The 18,355-nt window shown below is 59.2% G+C and carries 16 protein-coding genes; 9 read left to right on the top strand and 7 right to left on the bottom strand.

All coding sequences use genetic code 11. The features are described 5' to 3' along the window. The first annotated feature begins 4 nt into the window (after nt 1–4). From ACYZT9_RS01170 to ACYZT9_RS01155, 4 genes are all read left to right on the top strand, one after another. Entirely contained in the window at nt 5–883 is an 879-nt protein-coding gene (locus tag ACYZT9_RS01170; RefSeq protein WP_462008185.1) for an endonuclease/exonuclease/phosphatase family protein, read from the top strand. Next, nucleotides 880–2,943 (top strand): GGDEF domain-containing protein, encoded by a 2,064-nt coding sequence (locus ACYZT9_RS01165; protein WP_462008184.1) that lies wholly within the window; start codon nt 880–882, stop codon nt 2,941–2,943. Before ACYZT9_RS01170 ends, ACYZT9_RS01165 begins: the two co-directional genes overlap by 4 nt. Before the next feature lie 102 nt (nt 2,944–3,045). Further along, entirely contained in the window at nt 3,046–3,828 is a 783-nt protein-coding gene (locus ACYZT9_RS01160; protein WP_462008183.1) for an N-acetylmuramoyl-L-alanine amidase, read from the top strand. A gap of 76 nt (nt 3,829–3,904) precedes the next feature. Then, the gene (locus tag ACYZT9_RS01155) at nt 3,905–5,518 is read left to right on the top strand and encodes an EAL domain-containing protein (protein ID WP_462008182.1); all 1,614 of its coding nucleotides are present in this window, start codon (nt 3,905–3,907) and stop codon (nt 5,516–5,518) included. A gap of 7 nt (nt 5,519–5,525) precedes the next feature. Here the strand turns inward: ACYZT9_RS01155 and ACYZT9_RS01150 are convergent, their stop codons facing one another. Together ACYZT9_RS01150 and algB are read right to left on the bottom strand one after the other, a co-directional pair. Then, a complete protein-coding gene (locus ACYZT9_RS01150) occupies nt 5,526–7,316 on the bottom strand; it encodes an ATP-binding protein (protein WP_462008181.1) in 1,791 nt (596 codons plus the stop codon). Nucleotides 7,317–7,326: 10 nt separating this feature from the next. Beyond that, nucleotides 7,327–8,673, bottom strand: coding sequence for a sigma-54-dependent response regulator transcription factor AlgB (algB, locus tag ACYZT9_RS01145; RefSeq protein ID WP_462008180.1), 1,347 nt, complete (start codon nt 8,671–8,673; stop codon nt 7,327–7,329). Nucleotides 8,674–9,108: 435 nt separating this feature from the next. On the opposite strand from algB, the gene ACYZT9_RS01140 reads away from it, so the two are divergent. The 5 genes from ACYZT9_RS01140 (at nt 9,109) to ACYZT9_RS01120 (ending at nt 13,586) form a co-directional block, all read left to right on the top strand. Next, nucleotides 9,109–9,396 (top strand): hypothetical protein, encoded by a 288-nt coding sequence (locus tag ACYZT9_RS01140; RefSeq protein ID WP_462008179.1) that lies wholly within the window; start codon nt 9,109–9,111, stop codon nt 9,394–9,396. 80 nt (nt 9,397–9,476) lie between these two features. After that, entirely contained in the window at nt 9,477–9,641 is a 165-nt protein-coding gene (locus ACYZT9_RS01135) for a DUF1328 domain-containing protein (RefSeq protein WP_003177151.1), read from the top strand. Nucleotides 9,642–9,643: 2 nt separating this feature from the next. After that, entirely contained in the window at nt 9,644–10,108 is a 465-nt protein-coding gene (locus tag ACYZT9_RS01130; protein WP_462008178.1) for an inhibitor of vertebrate lysozyme family protein, read from the top strand. Nucleotides 10,109–10,821: 713 nt separating this feature from the next. Further along, nucleotides 10,822–12,153, top strand: a complete 1,332-nt coding sequence (gene gltP, locus ACYZT9_RS01125; RefSeq protein WP_462008177.1) for a glutamate/aspartate:proton symporter GltP — start codon at nt 10,822–10,824, stop codon at nt 12,151–12,153. Nucleotides 12,154–12,356: 203 nt separating this feature from the next. Next, on the top strand, nt 12,357–13,586 hold the full coding sequence (locus ACYZT9_RS01120; RefSeq protein WP_462008176.1) for a nucleoside recognition domain-containing protein: 1,230 nt from the start codon (nt 12,357–12,359) through the stop codon (nt 13,584–13,586). Between the two features lie 119 nt (nt 13,587–13,705). Here the strand turns inward: ACYZT9_RS01120 and ACYZT9_RS01115 are convergent, their stop codons facing one another. From ACYZT9_RS01115 to ACYZT9_RS01095, 5 genes are read right to left on the bottom strand one after another with little or no spacing between them, the layout of a single operon-like run. After that, a complete protein-coding gene (locus tag ACYZT9_RS01115; protein WP_462008175.1) occupies nt 13,706–14,332 on the bottom strand; it encodes an ABC-type transport auxiliary lipoprotein family protein in 627 nt (208 codons plus the stop codon). After that, on the bottom strand, nt 14,329–15,267 hold the full coding sequence (locus tag ACYZT9_RS01110) for an MlaD family protein (RefSeq protein ID WP_462008174.1): 939 nt from the start codon (nt 15,265–15,267) through the stop codon (nt 14,329–14,331). The genes ACYZT9_RS01115 and ACYZT9_RS01110 overlap by 4 nt, the downstream gene beginning before the upstream one ends. Nucleotide 15,268: 1 nt before the next feature. Continuing rightward, nucleotides 15,269–16,072 (bottom strand): ABC transporter ATP-binding protein, encoded by an 804-nt coding sequence (locus ACYZT9_RS01105; RefSeq protein WP_462008173.1) that lies wholly within the window; start codon nt 16,070–16,072, stop codon nt 15,269–15,271. Further along, nucleotides 16,069–17,217 carry an ABC transporter permease gene (locus ACYZT9_RS01100; RefSeq protein WP_462008172.1) on the bottom strand — a complete coding sequence of 383 codons (1,149 nt, stop codon included), beginning with the start codon at nt 17,215–17,217 and terminating at the stop codon, nt 16,069–16,071. Before ACYZT9_RS01100 ends, ACYZT9_RS01105 begins: the two co-directional genes overlap by 4 nt. A 54-nt stretch (nt 17,218–17,271) precedes the next feature. Continuing rightward, nucleotides 17,272–18,300: a DUF5924 family protein gene (locus tag ACYZT9_RS01095; RefSeq protein WP_462008171.1), complete on the bottom strand. Its 1,029-nt coding sequence runs from the start codon at nt 18,298–18,300 to the stop codon at nt 17,272–17,274. Between the last annotated feature and the right edge of the window lie 55 nt (nt 18,301–18,355).

The following is an 18,355-nucleotide window of genomic DNA, read 5'->3' as shown; positions in this document are numbered from 1 at the left end:
TGCCATGCGCCGCTGGGGTACTGACCGCATCGTTGGCCTGCATGATCCGCGGGTCAACGAACATCACCTGGAATCGACGGGCTTGCCAGCAGACAGCCGTCTGCGCTTGCTCAGCTTCAATATCCAGGTCGGCATCAGCACCGAGCGGTATCGTCACTACCTGACCCGGGGCTGGCAACACCTGTTGCCGCACAACGGGCGCGCCGACAACCTGCAAAAAATCGGCAGTCTGCTGGGTGACTTCGATCTGGTTGCCCTGCAGGAAGCTGATGGCGGCAGCCTGAGATCCGGCTACGTCAATCAAGTCGAACACCTGGCCCAACTCGGCGCTTTCCCCTACTGGTATCAACAACTCAATCGCAATCTCGGTCGGTTGGGCCAGCACAGCAATGGCGTGCTCAGCCGCCTGCGCCCGTGGGCGATTGAAGATCATCCGCTGCCGGGGCCCAAGGGTCGCGGGGCGATCCTGGTGCGTTTCGGTGAAGGACCGGAAGCGCTGGTGGTGGTCATGATGCACCTGGCGCTGGGCGCCCGCGCCCGGAGCATGCAACTGGCTTACATCCGCGAGCTGATCGGCGGTTACAAACACCAGGTGCTGATGGGCGACATGAACACCCACGCCAGTGACCTGCTGCAAAACTCCCCGTTGCGCGACCTCGGCCTATTGGCGCCGCAACTGGAAGCGACCTTCCCCAGCTGGCGCCCACAACGCTGCCTGGACCATATTCTGTTGAGCCCGACTCTAACCCTTGAAAAGGTCGAAGTGCTGGCACAACCCATTTCCGATCACCTGCCGGTCGCGGTAGAGATTCGTCTGCCGGGTTCGCTCACGGCCGATGCATTGCCCGCGTTGAGTCCTGCCCTTCGCGGAACCCATGAATGAGCGACGAAACAGAGCGCTGGAAAGAGAAATACCTCAAAAGCATCGAACAACAGGAAAAACTCGAGCGTCGATGGGACGCCCGGCTCGACTTGTTGCGTCGAGGGTTGGTGCGCAGCACTTTGGCGGCCGAGGGCACCGACCGCTCGGTCGACCAGTGCATGAAAGAAATGCGCGAAGTAATCCGCACCAATGACATGGACGCTGGCCTGGCGGCGCTGCTTCCACGACTGGAAAAAGCGGTACTCGACTCTGAACAGCGCCGCGAAACCCGAGTCAATCAGACCAGCGTCGCACTGGCCGCGCTAGTGGCGCAACTGCAGACATTGCCACTGCCCCGGGAGGTGAGCCGCCCACTCAAGAACTTCGCCAAAACACTGGACGGACGCGTCGGTCAGGCTCGCGAGATCCCTTTGCTGCTCAGCGAGCTGAGCGGTCTGCAAGGAAAAGCCTTGAGCCAGCTGGAGAACCCGGCGGAACCCGGTCGCCCAGGTTTGTTGCAGCGCTTGTTTGGCCATCGTGAAACGGAAGATGCGGTACAGCAGGTGGCGCCCCCGGAGGCGCAAGTATCCACCCCGCTGCCTGTCGAAGAGGTTGCTGCGGCACCTCCCGAACTGGCACGAGTGACAGTCGATCCCGCGCCAGTTGCCCACGAACCACCCGTGACGCCGCCCGCCGATCATCCTGCCCGGCCTGATCGACAGGTGATCGAAGCAACCACAGCGACCACGTCACTCGATGAAGTCGTGGCATTTGTCCCGCCAGTCCATGAGCCTCAGCAAGCGTCTGCTCCGGCCCATCCGGACGGTGAACAACCAGAGCAGCCTGCATCGGCCGCCCTGAAAATGGTTGCCGAGGCTCCACTGGCGATCAATCCAGACGAGCTGACTCCGACGGTATTTCTCGACCGCTTGGCCCTGCCCCTGCCCTCGGCCAAGGCCCAGGCATTGGCCGCCATCGATCCGGAACAATCTGAACACGATACTCTCTACGCCCTCCCGGACTCGCCAGAACCGTCCTACAGCTCTGTCGCCAAACACATCGAAGACACACTACTCGGCCTGCTTGACGACCTGTCGCTACCCGAGCGTTATCGCCCACAAGCCGAAGCGATGCGCGATCGCCTGCAAAATGGTTTGAACTGGTACGAACTGCTGCCGATTCTCGACGATCTGGCCACCTTGATGCTGGCGATCAACAACAGCGGCCAGCATGAATTCGAAGCCTATCTGCAACAACTGAACGAGCGCCTCGAGTCATTTCAGAGCAACCTGCAAGCCGCCAGCGATGGCCATGCAGACAACCGCTCTGCCGCGCGGGAAATGGACACGCAGATTCGCGAGCAGGTCGACGGCCTGCAGAGCAGCATGCAGGAAGCGGCGGATCTCGAGGATCTCAAGCACGTCCTGGAAAACCACCTCGAAGGCCTGCTCGGGACCATGGATCAACACCAGAAACAGCGCGACGAACGCGAGCAGGAAGTGGCCGCCCGCCTTAAAGGTCTGGCCGAACGCGTCGCGCACATGGAGCAGGAAGCCCAAGGCTACCGCGAGCATCTTGAAGAACAGCGCCAGAAAGCCTTGATCGACCCGCTGACCGGGCTGCCCAACCGGGCGGCGTGGAGCGAACGACTCGACCACGAAATTAGTCAGTGGCAACAACACGGCAATACCTTATTGCTGGCAATGCTCGACCTCGATCATTTCAAACGCATCAACGACAACTATGGCCACCTGGCGGGGGACAAGGTGCTGAAAATCATCGCCAGCGTGCTGCGCAAACGGCTGCGCGGGACCGATTTCATCGCCCGGTTTGGCGGCGAAGAGTTTGTCCTGCTGATGCCAGGCACAGTGCCAGCGGCGGGGGCAAAATTGCTGGAGAACCTGCGCGTGTCAATCGAAGCCTGCCCTTTCCATTTCAAGGGGGAGCCGGTGACGATCACCGTTTCAATGGGAATGACTGCGTTCAAACCCGGAGAACACAGTGATCAAGTGCTGAAAAGGGCCGATCAGGCGTTGTATCGTGCCAAACATGCAGGCCGGAATCGGGTGGAACCCGGCTGATAGCCAATTGTTCCATTTTGTTTAAATGGTCCCGTTAGCCGCCGTCGCGCAAGTCAGTACGTTACACTGTTGCATTACTGACTTGCGTGTACTGTCCCTGCCATGAAATTTCTCGCCCTCATCGTGTCGCTGATTCTGTTGGCCGGCTGTGCCAGCGGGCCTCGGTTCGACACCAGCCATGCTTCCGTCAATCACGACAGCCGCATTCAGTTCGTGGTAGTGCATTACACCTCCGCATCAATGGAACGCTCGCTGCAACTGCTGACCCACGGCGAAGTCAGCAGCCACTACCTGATCGGCGACGATAAAGACGCCACCATCTACAAGCTGATGGATGAAAGCCTGCGGGCATGGCACGCCGGAGAGAGTGAGTGGCAGGGTCGGACCTGGTTGAACTCCAGCTCCATCGGCATCGAAATCGTCAATCCCGGATTCAAGGAAATCCCGACCGGAGGGCGTTACTGGTACCCCTACAGCGAAGCCCAGGTCCAGTCGTTGATCGTTTTGCTCAAGGACATCAGCAATCGCTATGCCATCAGTCCCCGCGGCATCATCGGCCATAGTGACATTGCCCCGCTGCGCAAGCTGGACCCGGGGCCGCTTTTCCCCTGGAAGCGCCTGGCGGCCGAAGGCCTGGGAATTTGGCCGGACGAACAGGCCGTGGCAAGGCAACAAGTGCAGTTCAACGTAGAACTGCCGAGCATCAGCTGGTTCCAGAGACAATTGGCTCGCCTGGGATATGCCACGCCGCAAACTGGAGAGCTGGATGTTGCGACACGCCATGTGATTGCAGCTTTTCAGATGCATTTCCGACCCTCCCGTTTCGACGGGATGCCGGACGCGCAAACGGCAGCACTTCTTCAGGTGTTAAACCAGACAAAATAATGACGCCCGCCCGACGGTCCGGGCTTTTTCCTGATCAGCAGCTATAACTCATTGGTAATTCTTCGGATGTTCCAATATGACCGCTGCTCAAGAGACGTTACGTAGCTGGTTCTATCGCCCTTTGTTTTTGGCGATGCTGGCTGCCGCCTTGAGCACCACACTGTTGATAGCAGGCAGCCTGTTCGTGGCCATGCATCAGATCGAGCAGAACGAAAGCCAGGAGATGAACGCCCAGGGCGAGCGGTTCCTTGCGCGCCTGGAGCAGCTTTTCGGACAGCTGCGCGAAAGCCTTGATGATCTGGAAGCCCAACCGCTGCGAACCTGCGACGACGAAATGATCGCGACCTTGCAGCAGGTTACCTTCAATTACCGCTTCGTTTACGAAGCCGCTTATATGGATGCCTCGCGAATCTGCTCTAACCGTCCGCGCCAGGAAGGATTGTCGCTGGCACGGGCGCCGGACATCAAAGGGCCTACCTACAGCTACTGGCTGAACACCACCACCGAACCCGATGAAAACCGTGCCGCGCTGATGCTCGGGCGTGGCAATTTTCGCGTCGCGACCTCTCGTGGGCATTTGACCGATATGGTCGATCTGTCGCCCGGCAGTAGCCTTCTCGTCGTCCTCGCCCACGGCACACGAGCCATTCCTGTGCTGGGTACGGCACAGCCCTGGCCCCCCATCGAATCCTGGCAGCCGACAAGCCGCGATGCGTTGCAAGTCACGCAGACTCGGTTGATTTATCGAATGCCGACCAACAACCCGGAATACCAACTGGTGCTGATCACCCCGCGCACAGGCAGGCAAGTACCCGCCGCCTGGTGGTGGTTGCTACCGGCTAGCGTGGTGCTGGGATTGCTTGTGGGTTTTATGGTGTTTCTGCTGGTGCGTCAGCGACAGTCGCTCGACGCCGAATTGACCGGCGCGATACGCCGAGGTGAGTTGCAGGTTTTATATCAACCGATCTTCGACCTCGACAGCCGCAACTGCGTCGGGGCCGAAGCCTTACTGCGCTGGCGCCGACCCGACGGCACCCTGACCAGCCCCGACCTGTTCATTCCGATGGCGGAGAACACCGGCCAGATCCGCCAGATGACTGACTTCGTCCTGCAACGCCTGCTTGAGCAGCTTGGGCATTTGCTGCGAGCCAATCCGCAGCTGTATATCTCAGTCAACCTGGCGGCCTGCGATGTGATGGTGCCGCGTATCGGCGAGGTGATGGCGCGCCTGCTGACCTTGCACCGCGTCGCGGCCAAGCAGATCGCTTTTGAAGTCACCGAGCGCGGCCTGATCGACGTGGTGGTGGCTCGGGAAAACCTGCAAGCCTTGCGTGACGTCGGACATCAGGTGTTGATCGACGACTTCGGCACGGGCTACTGCAGCCTCGCCTACCTGCAAACCCTGCCAGTGGATTGCCTGAAGATCGACAAAGCGTTTATCGACGCGCTGGGGCATGACGCCGCCAGCAGCGGCGTGGCACCGCACATCATTCACATGGCGCAGGCGCTGCAACTCAAAGTGATTGCCGAGGGCATCGAACATGAAGCACAGGCAGCGTTTCTGAGCAGTGAAGGGGTGAAGTTCGGCCAGGGCTGGTTGTTCGCCCATGCGTTGAGCGCCGTGCAGTTCATCGAGCTGATTACCCGTGGCCGGCGTCTGGCCGGCCGACGCCTGGATGACGAAGCGTAAACGCGCGTCAGACCGCCAGCGCCATATAGAACTGAGTGCCCTGCCCCGGCCGCGAATAGACGCCCATCCGCCCACCGTGCAACTGCACGATTTCCTTGCACAACGCCAGGCCAAGCCCCGCGCCACCCTTCTTGCGCCCCACCTGTACGAAGGGCTCGAAAATCCGCCCCTGCTGGCCGTAAGCGATCCCTTCGCCATTGTCTTCGACACTGATAATCACCCGCTCGCCGTGGCGTCGCGCCTGCAGCCGGATCTGGCCATCAGCGCCGGTATGACGCAACGCGTTGTCGATGAGGTTATCGAGCACGCGCTCCAGTTGTGCCTGATCGGCCTGTAACCACGGCAATGGCCCCTGCACCTCCACTAACAAATCGATGCCCTTTTCTTTCGCCGAATCGGCAAACCTCGACCGGGCCTGCTCCAGCAATTCTTCGATGGAACACGGCGCCAACGAAAGTTTCTGCAAGCCGTTCTGGTAGCGTGAGAAGTTCAACAGGTCATTTATCAACTGCATCAAGCGCTGCATTTCTTCATTCACAGTTTCCAGCAGGTCGGCTTCACGCGAATCCTCGGCAAAATGTGTGCGCTCGCGAAACAGGCCGAAAGCCATGTGCATCCCGGTAACCGGCGTACGCAATTCATGGGACGCTCGCAACACAAACTCGCTGCGCACCCTTTCGAACGCCCGCTGCTCGGTAACATCATGCAGCACCATCACCGCGCCCAGGATATGGCCTTGGGTATGGCTGACCGGTGTCAAACTGTAAGTGAGCAAACGCGATTCACCATCGACCTCGATACTCAGGTCTTCCGGTGCACGCTCCAACGTGCCTCCACGCAGAACAAGTTGCAGCTGTTGATCCAGTTCGGGGCGTTCGAGCGCCGAGCCCAACCCTTGGCCGAGACGGTTGGTGTCCCAACCCAACTGGCGCTGCGCCACCGGGTTGAGGTGTTCGAGGTGGCCATCGCGATCGATCATCAACAAACCGTCGTCAATGCTGTCGAGCACCGCCTGCAAACGCTGCTGGCCCGCAAGTAACTCGTCGATATTGGTGGCTTGGTGCTGACGCAGTGCCTCGGCCATGATCCCGAAGCGCTTGGTCAGCTGATTCATCTCCGCCGCCGATGAAATCGGCAGGGTCACTTCGAAATTGCCTTGGCCGATATGATCGGCGGCCTGGGCCAGGGCTTCGATTGGCGCGCCGAATCGGCGTGCGATCGCATGAGCGGTCACGAAGCCGATAATCAGCACTGCCAGCCCGACGAACCCGAGCAGACCGGCAATCAGCAGTGCCCGATCCCGGGCCTGGCGTTGCGTTTCATTGATGCTATCCAGCGCGTGCTTGTGCTCGGCGATCAGACCGTTTCGCAACACGTTGAATTTTTCGGTGAGCGCTTCGTTGCCGCTCAACACATGAGAAGGATCGCGTGACAGGTCCAATGCCTGAACAAAGCTCAGGTAATCGTCCTTGGCTTGCAAGAATCCGGACGGGCGCCCCTCGCCGCTCTGTTCATGGGCGATGCCTTCATCCAGCAGCTGAAAATAATGCTGTTTGGACGCTTCAAACGCCGCAGGGTCGGGTTTCTCGGCCATCAGCAGAATCAGTTGGTCGCCCAAGGCCTGGCGCAGTTTGAGACCCAGGTCCAAGGTCACGAAGTTGTTGCGCACCAATGCTTCCTGAGTTCCAGCCATCTGCATCACACTCACCAACCCGAGCAGCAGCCCAAGCAGCGCAACGGTGATCAGGGCGGAAATACTCAGAAAAAGCCGCGTACGCAACTTCATCGCCAGTTTCATCAAGCAAGACTCACAGGTTGTACTGCTTGCGTTTGCGGTACAGCGTCGAAGCGTCGATGCCGAGCGTTTTCGCGGCCTGGTCCAACGTATCCGCGGTGGCCAGCACCGCGCCGATGTGGGCCTTCTCCAACTCGTCCAGACTCAGCGCAGCACCAATGCGTGGCGCATTGTTCAACGGGGTTTCGGCCATCCCCAAGTGGCTGATCTCGACGCGTTCCTGTGGACAAATGATGCTCGCCCGCTCAACCACGTTGCGCAACTCCCGAATGTTCCCCGGCCAGCGGTAGCTCAGCAGCGCTTCACGGGACTCATCGCTAAAGCCTCGTGCCGGGCGCGCGTACTCCTTGACGAAACGAGCCAGGAACCGGTCTGCCAGGTTCAGAATGTCCTCCCGTCGTTCTCGCAACGGCGGTAAATGCAAGGTGATGACATTCAGTCGGTAGAGCAAGTCCTCACGGAAACGCCCCTCTCGCACCATGTCCTCGAGATTAAGGTTAGTGGCGGCCAGGATGCGCACATCGGCCCGCCGGGTAACGGGGTCGCCGACTCGCTCGTATTCCTTGTCTTGAATGAAACGCAGCAACTTTGGTTGCAACGTCAGGGGAAAATCGCCGATTTCGTCGAGAAACAGCGTTCCGCCGTCTGCTTGATTTACCCGTCCCAGCGTACTTTCGCTCGCACCGGTGAATGCGCCACGGCTGTGGCCGAAGAGTTCGCTTTCCATCAATTCGGCAGTCAGCGATGGGCAATTGATGGTGACGCAGGATTTTTTCGCGCGCTTGCTCCAGCCGTGAATGGCCTGGGAAAGTTCGCCTTTACCGGTACCGGATTCGCCGAGAATCAGAATATTGGCATCCGTGCTGGCCACCTGGCGGGCGGTTTCGAGCACCACTTTCATCGCCGGGCTGTGGGAATCCAGTCCATCCTTGGATTTGCGCACTTCACCTTCCAGTGCCTCCAGACGCGCCGACAATTGCCGCACTTCCAGTTGCTTGGCGGTGGCCAGTCGCAATTGATCGGGGCTGCACGGTTTGACTAGATAATCAGCGGCGCCAGCCTGAATCGCGTCGACTGCGGTGTCCACGGCCGAGTGAGCGGTGACGATTACAACGCGCATCCACGGCGCCTGAATACGCATCTGGGCCAACACGTCGAGGCCGTTGTCCTCACCGAGGCGTAAATCGAGGAAACACAGGTCAAACACTTGGCGTTGCAGCAACGCATCCGCCTGAGCCGCGCTGTTGGCAGTGGCGACGCTGTAGCCCTCGTCTTCAAGACAGTAACGAAAAGTTCGCAGGATGGCGGACTCATCGTCCACTAGCAGAATGCGGCCCTGATGCTCGGTGGCTGATTCCATTTTCCTACGCTCCTTAATGAATGATCTTGGTTAGTCCCGGAAAAATCGGGCAAGTTGCATGGTTTATTCTGGTCGATTCCGAGCGATTCAGGGTAGCTATCTGCTCACACTACGGCTAATCGTTTGATTTCGTTGTTTTTTAATCAGATCACCGGCTTTCAAGCGCTATGCGACTCCCTTTGAGACACCTGCGCCCTCTGCGCAATTCAAAAATTCTGAAAGTTCCTACATATTTTTCGTGCATTACGCACGACGACAAAAGGGTCATCGTGCAGGATGCGTCCCAACTGTTATGCAGTTCAAACATAACTTATTGATTTTTATATATTTTTTTCTAGAAAAAAACTGGCATGCAGGCTGCAATACCCTGACTAACCAGGGCATTCAGAACAGACGCCCTCAGCAAAATCACCACCGTGTGGGAGGAGCTTCAGAATGAGTCGCCAACGTGCCGCCCGATTGCGTATCTCGCCCCTGCATATCCAACAAGGCCTGTTTGCTGTCATGGCGCTCTTGATCACTCTGATCGGTGGCCAGCAGTTTCAGCGCTGGGAGCAAGGGCAACAGCCGCAGACGCCACGTATGTCGATTCAGCATCCGACCCAAACCCACTTCAGCGCCGTCAGCAGCACTTTCGCCGACAGCGTGCCGATGCGAATGATGGACGTCGACCAGGCTCAGCCTGTCGATGACACGCCACGTCAGGAACGTTGGGTGTTCTAAACACATGAACTTGGCGCATTCGATGCGCCGGGAATGCATCACAAGCAACACCTCTAAATAGAAGCGTAAGGAGAATCACCATGTTGAGCTGGGCAATCACATTCTTGATCATTGCCATCATCGCCGCCGTATTGGGCTTCGGTGGTATCGCGGGCACCGCCACGGGTATCGCCAAGATTCTCTTTGTCGTGTTCCTGGTGATGTTCATTGCTTCGTTCTTCTTTGGCCGTCGCGGTCGAGGTTGAAGATGAACGTTTTCCTGAAAACGTTGGCAGCCGCCCTGGTTATGGGCGGCAGTGCCATCGCGATGGCGGCCAATGATGGCCAGGCACGGGTCAACGAGTTATTGAGCGCAGACCCGCAGTTCCATCAGACCTGGCAGGGTGTGGTAAAGAAGGAAGAGCGCTTGCCGGAATGGGTCATGAACCTGTCCGGCGATGCCGAGCAAATGAATGCCGTGGAAGAAGATGGCGACAAGTACCTGGTGGGGCCGCTCTGCGAATCGCATGACACATGCCTCAACAAACGCCTCATCGTGGCCGTCAGCTTCGACAAGAAAGATGCCTACGCCATGCTGGTCGAAGTGCCTGCAGGATTGCCGGCCGACAAGTCGCCCACGCGGCATGCCGACTACCGCTTCCTCGGCAAGCCTGACCAGGGCATGCAAGACCTGTTGATGGAACAGCTGAAAAAAGATCCGAACTGGTACTGAATTTGTAACACGAAGGAAGCAGCATGCTTCTCTCCAATGCGCGACCTGAAGAAGGTTAACGCATGACCAAGGGGCCGGGACGTTCTGCCTGTTTCAGGGGCGGAGTGACCTACGGGTACAGGGAGTGTCTGCGCAAGGGCCGGGTCAGGAAAAAGCTGCGACGCAAGTTCGTCGTCCCGACAGGGCCGCGACGGACTTGCGAAGAGCTTATGCGCAAAACGTCAAGACAGACCGATCCATTCGATTTCGCTGCTTCACTTCCCACTCGCGCAAATATTCACTGGAAAATATTTTTTCCGGTGTGACTTGCGTGACCGTACATCGAGAAAAAACCGACTGATTTTCCAGAGATTTCTCGTCCCTCATTGTCGAATTTTTCTGAAATAACCCTTCTGCTCCAGGAATCGAAAAATACACACCTAGCCCGGAATTGGCCGGTTCACGGCACTTATGCCTGCCGAAATGTCGTATTCGAACCGGTTGGGACGTGCGTTTCAGTCAGAAAACCTCATGCCGATTCGGCATAGGGTAGGCGTTTACGGCATTAGACGTCGCTTCTTTGCATCGGAATAGTTGCGCCTTTTTCGCCTGCCAGAGAGCCATAAATAATCGCTCCGGGGCACCTTATACGGGGGCAGTTGCTCAAGACTTTTTCGCCAAAAGCGTTCCAGTTGCTGCATCTGCACGAGTCAAACGCAAGTAAGGGTAAAGATATGAAGAAGGCAAAGCTTAGCCTCGCCTGGCAGATCCTCATCGGTCTGGTATTGGGGATTGCAATCGGTGCGCTGCTCAACCATTTCAGTGCCGAGAAGGCATGGTGGATCAGCAACGTCCTGCAACCGGCAGGCGATATCTTTATCCGTCTGATCAAGATGATTGTGATCCCGATCGTGATCTCGTCGCTGATCGTCGGTATTGCGGGTGTCGGTGATGCAAAGAAACTCGGCAGCATCGGCCTGAAAACCATCATCTACTTCGAGATTGTCACCACAATCGCCATCCTCGTCGGCCTGGTGTTGGCCAACGTGTTCCATCCGGGCGCCGGCATCGACATGAGCACCCTGGGTACCGTGGACATTTCCAAGTACCAGGCAACTGCCGCCGAGGTACAGCATGAACATGCGTTCATCGAAACCATCCTTAACCTGATCCCGTCGAACATTTTCGCCGCCATCGCTCGCGGTGAAATGCTGCCGATCATCTTCTTCTCGGTGCTGTTCGGTCTCGGTCTGTCGAGCCTGAAAGCCGACCTGCGCGACCCGCTGGTGACGATGTTCCAGGGCGTATCGGAAAGCATGTTCAAGGTCACTCACATGATCATGAACTACGCCCCGATCGGCGTTTTCGCACTGATCGCGGTGACCGTTGCCAACTTCGGCTTCGCGTCCCTGCTGCCACTGGCCAAACTGGTGATCCTGGTTTACGTCGCCATCGCCTTCTTCGCCTTTGTAGTGCTGGGCCTGATCGCTCGCCTGTTCGGCTTCTCGGTGATCAAGCTGATGCGCATCTTCAAGGATGAGCTGGTGCTGGCCTACTCCACTGCCTCCTCCGAAACCGTGCTGCCACGTGTGATCGAGAAAATGGAAGCCTATGGCGCGCCAAAAGCGATCTGCAGCTTCGTAGTGCCGACCGGCTACTCCTTCAACCTCGACGGCTCGACCCTGTACCAAAGCATCGCGGCGATCTTCATTGCCCAGCTGTACGGCATCGACCTGTCGATCAGCCAGCAATTGCTGTTGGTGCTGACCCTGATGGTCACCTCCAAAGGCATCGCCGGTGTACCGGGTGTGTCCTTCGTGGTGCTGCTGGCCACGTTGGGCAGCGTGGGTATTCCGCTGGAAGGCCTGGCGTTTATTGCCGGTGTCGACCGCATCATGGACATGGCACGTACCGCACTGAACGTGATCGGCAATGCCTTGGCCGTACTGGTCATCGCCCGCTGGGAAGGTATGTACGACGATGCCAAGGGCCAGCGCTACTGGAACTCGCTGCCACACTGGCGCAGCAAGGAAAAGTTGCCGGTGGGTGAAGTCTCGAATAGTTAATACAAAACCCTGTGGGAGCGAGCTTGCTCGCGATGGCGTACTGACAGCCGAGATAGATATCGACTGATACACCGTAATCACGAGCAAGCTCGCTCCCACAGTGGACCGCGTACATCGCGCTAAACAAACCCCGGAGAAATCCGGGGTTTGTCGTTTCTGGCTACCCCGCTATCATTCGCCACCTTTTTTCGGGGATTTAACTGATGCTCAATGGCCTGTGGCTTGGCTTCTTCATCGTGGCGGCCGTTTCGGCGCTGACGCAATGGCTGATCGGTGGTAACGCCGGGATCTTCGCGGCGATGGTGGAAAGCATTTTCGCCATGGCCAAGTTGTCGGTCGAGGTCATGGTCCTGCTGTTCGGCACCCTCACCCTCTGGTTGGGTTTTCTGCGGATCGCCGAAAAGGCCGGGATCGTCGAATGGCTGGCCAAGGCGCTGGGCCCGTTGTTCCTGCGCCTGATGCCGGAAGTGCCGGCAGGTCACCCGGCTATCGGCCTCATCACCCTGAACTTCGCCGCCAACGGCCTGGGACTGGACAATGCCGCTACGCCGATCGGCCTGAAAGCCATGAAGGCGCTGCAAGAGCTCAACCCCAGCGACACCATTGCCAGCAACGCGCAAATCTTGTTCCTAGTGCTCAACGCCTCCTCCTTGACCCTGCTACCGGTGACCATCTTCATGTATCGCGCGCAGCAAGGCGCGCCTGATCCGACGCTGGTGTTTCTGCCCATCCTGCTCGCCACCAGTTGTTCGACCATGGTGGGATTGCTGTCGGTGGCGTTCATGCAGCGCCTGCGTCTGTGGGACCCGGTGGTGCTCGCCTATCTGATCCCCGGCGCCCTCGCCCTCGGCGGTTTCATGGCGTTGCTGACAACGCTCTCGGCGACAGCGCTGGCCGGGTTGTCCTCGATCCTCGGCAACGTGACGCTGTTCGGGCTGATCATGCTATTTCTGGTGATCGGTGCGCTGCGCAAAGTGAAGGTCTATGAAGCGTTCGTCGAAGGCGCGAAAGAAGGCTTCGACGTGGCCAGGAATCTGCTGCCGTATCTGGTGGCGATGTTGTGCGCGGTGGGCGTACTGCGGGCGTCCGGGGCGCTGGATTTCGGCCTCGACGGGATTCGGCACCTGGTGGAATGGGCCGGTTGGGACACGCGTTTTGTCGATGCGTTGCCGACGGCGATGGTCAAGCCGTTCTCCGGCAGCGCCGCACGGGCGATGCTGATCGAAACCATGAAGACCTCGGGCGTAGACAGCTTCCCGGCGTTGGTGGCGGCGACGATTCAGGGCAGTACGGAAACGACGTTCTATGTGCTGGCGGTGTATTTCGGCGCAGTGGGGATTCAGCGGGCAAGGCATGCGGTGGGATGTGCGTTGTTGGCGGAGCTGGCCGGGGTGCTCGGCGCTATCGGCGTTTGCTACTGGTTCTTCGGCTAACCGAGAACCCCTGTGGGAGCGAGCTTGCTCGCGATAGCGGTCTGTCAGTCTATGTAGATGCTGACTGACACACCGCTATCGCGAGCAAGCTCGCTCCCACATTAGGTTTGCGGTGTCCTTCAAGGCTTTGGTGGCTGCGCAACTTTCTGCCCTTGCTCAACCGCCCAACTCACCACCTGCGCCGTCAACTGATCACTCGCCTGGCCAAACCCGACAACCACCGCAGGCACCTTCACATCACTCAACGGCTGGCGCACTTCAAAGCGACGGCTGGCGAGAATGCGCTGGTCATAACCGCGCACCAACAACGCGTCGAGTCGCACGACCACGCTGGCAGCTGTGCCTTGATACTCGGTCTGAAACGCTTGCAGATTGCCGCCCAATTCAAGATCCGCCTGGAAATTGCTGTCATCGGTGCTCAACAACGGCACCCGACCATCACGCTGGAAACCATCAAGCAGTCGATTGCGCAGCAGCACCGGCGCCGGGTCGCTCCAGCGTGAAGCCTTGTAGCTGCTGATCAGATCGCCGTGAGGAATCACGGAAATTTGCGGGCTGTTCAACGCTTCGCTGGCCTGCGGCTTGGTCAGACGCAGCGACCAGCGTTGCGGCGTGCCATGGCTGGCTGTGGTGCTGTTCTGGGCCGAAGGTAACCGATACACATCGGACGGATCGGATTTGGGCAGGATCGAACAGGCGCCGGTCAATGCAAAAGCGCCGAGGAGGGCAATGTGAGTCAGCTTCATGGCGTGAACTCCTTGTTCTTGTCATTGCCCAGCAGGTAACCGCTGGGGTTGGCTTCCAGGCGCTGGGAAATCGCGCGCAATGACGTCAGGGTATCGCGCAGCTCACGCACCGCCGGAGCCAAGCCATTGAGACCTTGCATGCCGCTGTTGAGCGAGTCCTGATTGTTGGTGAGCAGTTTGTTGATCGTCGCGCTGCTTTGTTCCAGCGACTTCATGGCTTGCTCGGCGCTGCCGAACATCTGCTTGCCCTGGTCGTTGAGCAAACCGTTGGCGCTGCGCATCAGCGCTGACGTCTGTTCCAGCGTAGCGCCGGCCTGTTTACCGACCGACGCCAGTTGCTGCATCGCCTGACGGATGTCGCCACGCTGATCGGCGATGGTGCCGGTGGTTTGTTCCAGATGTTCCAGTGTCTTGCTGATGCGCTCGACGTTCTCCGAGGAAAACAGTTGATTGGCGTTGTGCATCAACACGTTCACGCCGGCCATCAAATCGTTGCTGTCATTGAGCAAACGGGCGATGGGCGAGGGCGATGCCACAATCGTCGGCAAGTCGCCGTCCTTGCCCTTGAGCGTCGGGCTCTGCGGTGTGCCGCCACTGAGCTGGATGATTGACGTTCCGGTAATCCCGGTCAGCGCCAGTTTGGCCTGGGTGTCTTCCTTGATCGGCGTATCGCCGCCCAGCCGAATCCGCGCCAGCACCCGACGCGGGTCTTTCGGGTCCAGGCGCAAGGTCACCACGTCGCCGACCTTGATCCCGCTGTATTGCACGGCACTGCCCTTGGACAGGCCACTGACCGCCTCGTTGAAAACAATTTCGTAGTCCTTGAACTCGGTGTCGACGCTGGACTTGGCCAGCCACAAGCCGAAGAGCAGGGCGGCTGCCACCACAATCACGGTGAACAGGCCGATCAATACATGATGGGCTCGGGTTTCCATCTCAGACCTCATTCAACTGTTGGGCGGCCGTCAGCGCCGCGCGGCCGCGAGGGCCATGGAAGTATTCGTGAATCCACGGGTCGTCGGTTTCCGAGACCTTGTCGATGGCGTCCGCCACCAGCACTTTCTTCTGCGCCAGCACCGCCACGCGATCGGTGATGGTGTAGAGCGTGTCGAGGTCATGGGTGACCAGAAACACACTCAAGCCCAACGCATCGCGCAGGGTCAGGATCAACTGATCGAAGGCCGCCGCCCCAATCGGGTCGAGACCTGCGGTGGGTTCGTCGAGAAACAGGATGTCCGGATCCAGCGCCAGCGCACGGGCCAGCGCCGCGCGCTTGATCATCCCGCCAGACAGCGAAGCGGGATACTTGTCGGCCGCCGACAGTGGCAGCCCGGCCAACGCCAGTTTGACCGCCGCCAGGTGCTCGGCATCGTTGCGGCTCAGGCCGGCGTGTTCGATGAGGGGCAGGGCGACGTTCTCGGTCACGGTCAGCGAAGAGAAGAGCGCGCCTTTCTGGAACAACACACCGAAACGCCGTTCGACCCTGGACCGCTCGTCTTCGGACAGCGTCGGCAGATTTTTTCCGAACACCTTCACCACCCCCTCGCTGGGCTGGCGCAAGCCGACAATGCTGCGCAGCAGCACCGATTTGCCGCTGCCGGAACCGCCGACCACCGCAAGGATTTCGCCCTTGTACAGATCCAGGTCGAGGTTCTCGTGCACGCTCTGGCGGCCGAAGCGATTGCACAGCCCACGGACTTCGATCACCGCCTCGGAGGGCGCTCGGGGTAGACGACTCACCAACCCATCTCCATGAAAAACAGTGCAGCCACGGCGTCGAGCACGATCACCACGAAAATCGACTGCACCACACTCGACGTGGTGTGCGCGCCCACGGACTCGGCGCTGCCGCTGACTTTGAAGCCTTCAAGGCACCCGATGGCGGCGATCAGGAACGCAAAGATCGGCGCTTTGACGATCCCCACCAAAAAGTGCTGAACACCGATGTCGGTTTGCAGCAGCGAGAGGAACATCGCCGGCGAGATATCCAGTGCCACGGCGCACACCACTCCACCGCCGACAATTCCCGACAGCATCGCCAGAAAGGTCAGCATCGGCAGCGCCACCAGCAGCGCCAATACGCGCGGCACCACCAGCAACTCCATCGGGTCGAGGCCCAAGGTGCGAATGGCGTCAATTTCTTCATTGGCCTTCATCGAGCCGATCTGCGCGGTGAACGCACTCGCAGTTCGCCCGGCCATCAGGATCGCCGTCAGCAACACCCCGAACTCACGCAGGAAGGAGAACGCCACCAGGTCCACGGTGAAAATGCTCGCCCCAAAACTCGCCAGCACCGTCGCCCCGAGAAACGCCACCACGGCGCCCACCAGAAACGTCAGCAGGGCGACGATGGGCGCGGCGTCGAGGCCGGTTTGCTCGATGTGCGCGACCATTGGCGTGATGCGCCAGCGCTTCGGGCGAAATAATCCACGGGCGATGGTTTCCAGGATCAGGCCGACGAAACCCAACAGTTGCAAGGTGTCCTGCCAGACAGCGTCCACCGCGCGGCCGATGCGGGTCAGCAGCTGGACGCCGACGCCGATTTCCGGTTCCTTGATCGGCACGCAGAAATCGGTCATTGAGCGATAAACAGTCTGTAACAGGGCACGATCGGCGCCAGACAAGGTGCAGGCGGGATGTTCGGTGGATTTACCGAGTCGGTCCGAACCGAGCAATTCCACCAGCAGCGATGCTCCAGCGGTGTCGAGCGCACCGAGGCCATTGAGGTCAATGTGGGTGCTGTCGTCGTATTGGCCGTGAAGCTTTTCGCTCAGGTCCTTGAGGTCGGCGTAATGGGCGAGCGTCCAGTCACCCACGACCCGCAAATGCGCAGGGGTGTGCGAGGTGTCCATCAAGGCACTGCCGGGCGTTGTGTTGCTGGTCATAAGCTCCGTGCTTGTTCGGCTGTTACGCAGAGCTACGTAATAGCACGAACCGCATTACTTTTCTTTGGTCGGTGTGCTGTCCGTGATCTTGAAGCGCAACACACCGATCAACTGGCCGTCCTCGGTCAGCACCCGAACCTGCCAGTTGCCCGCCGGGTTACCGGGAAAATTCTGCTTGTGCGTCCAGGCGCGATAGCCTTCCTTGCGCCCGCCGTGGATGTCCAGCGCGATGCGGTCGACTTCTTTACCGTTGAACTGCCAGACGTGGTAAATCCGCTCGCCGAGACCGCGCGGGGCGTTGATCGCCGTGTAGGCGTACAGGCCGTTTCCACGGATCTGCTCGGCGCTGACTTCTTTCAGGCTTTTGCCGGGCGTGCGGTCCTGCACCTGGGTGCTGATCGCCACATCGGTCATCCACAAGGTGGCCGGCGGCACCCAGGAGCGCAGCACCCAACCCACGCCGCCGATGCCGACGGTGATACTCAGAATTGCCAGCGCATTGCGCAGGGTTCGGATCGGGAAGATCGATGCCAGGCTCGGGAACGACAGGACGACGGCCGTGCCCAGGGCCAGTTTGAAGCTCTGGGACGTGGTCAGGTGCAGGATGACGGGCAGGGCGGTCAGCAGGGCGGCAAACAGCGTCAGCGTGTGCAGCGCCAGGAACGCCCAACGCCGGGGCGCCAGCCATTTGTAGTAGAGCGGGTCGGTAATGGAAATCAGCGCAGCGATGCACAGCAGCCCGGTGAAAAACAGCTGGGCGCTGTTCCAGGTGGTGGTGATGAAAAAGAACGGCAAGACGAAGAACAGGCTTTCCTGATGGATCATCTGCGTGGCGTAGCGCAGCAACGGCTGGGGGATTTCCCGTTTGAAGACCCGGGTGAAGAGCTTGGTGAGGCTGTTTTCCAGCATCAGCCAGATCCAGCTGAGCACCATGATGATGGTGATCCAGGTCGCCAGGCCTTGCTGACGATCCACCAGCATGAAGCTGCCGACACCAGAGATGAAACCGCCGAGCGCAATGACCCCTGGGTAGCGCTTCATCAATTCGAGGATGCGCTGTACGAACAAGGTCAGGGTAGGCATTCGGCGATTCACAATAGTCGTGGGAAAAATCCCCGACAGGTTAACGCTGAGAAGG

This window comes from Pseudomonas sp. ZT5P21 (assembly GCF_054897785.1).
This window is presented reverse-complemented; position numbering and strand designations above follow the sequence as displayed.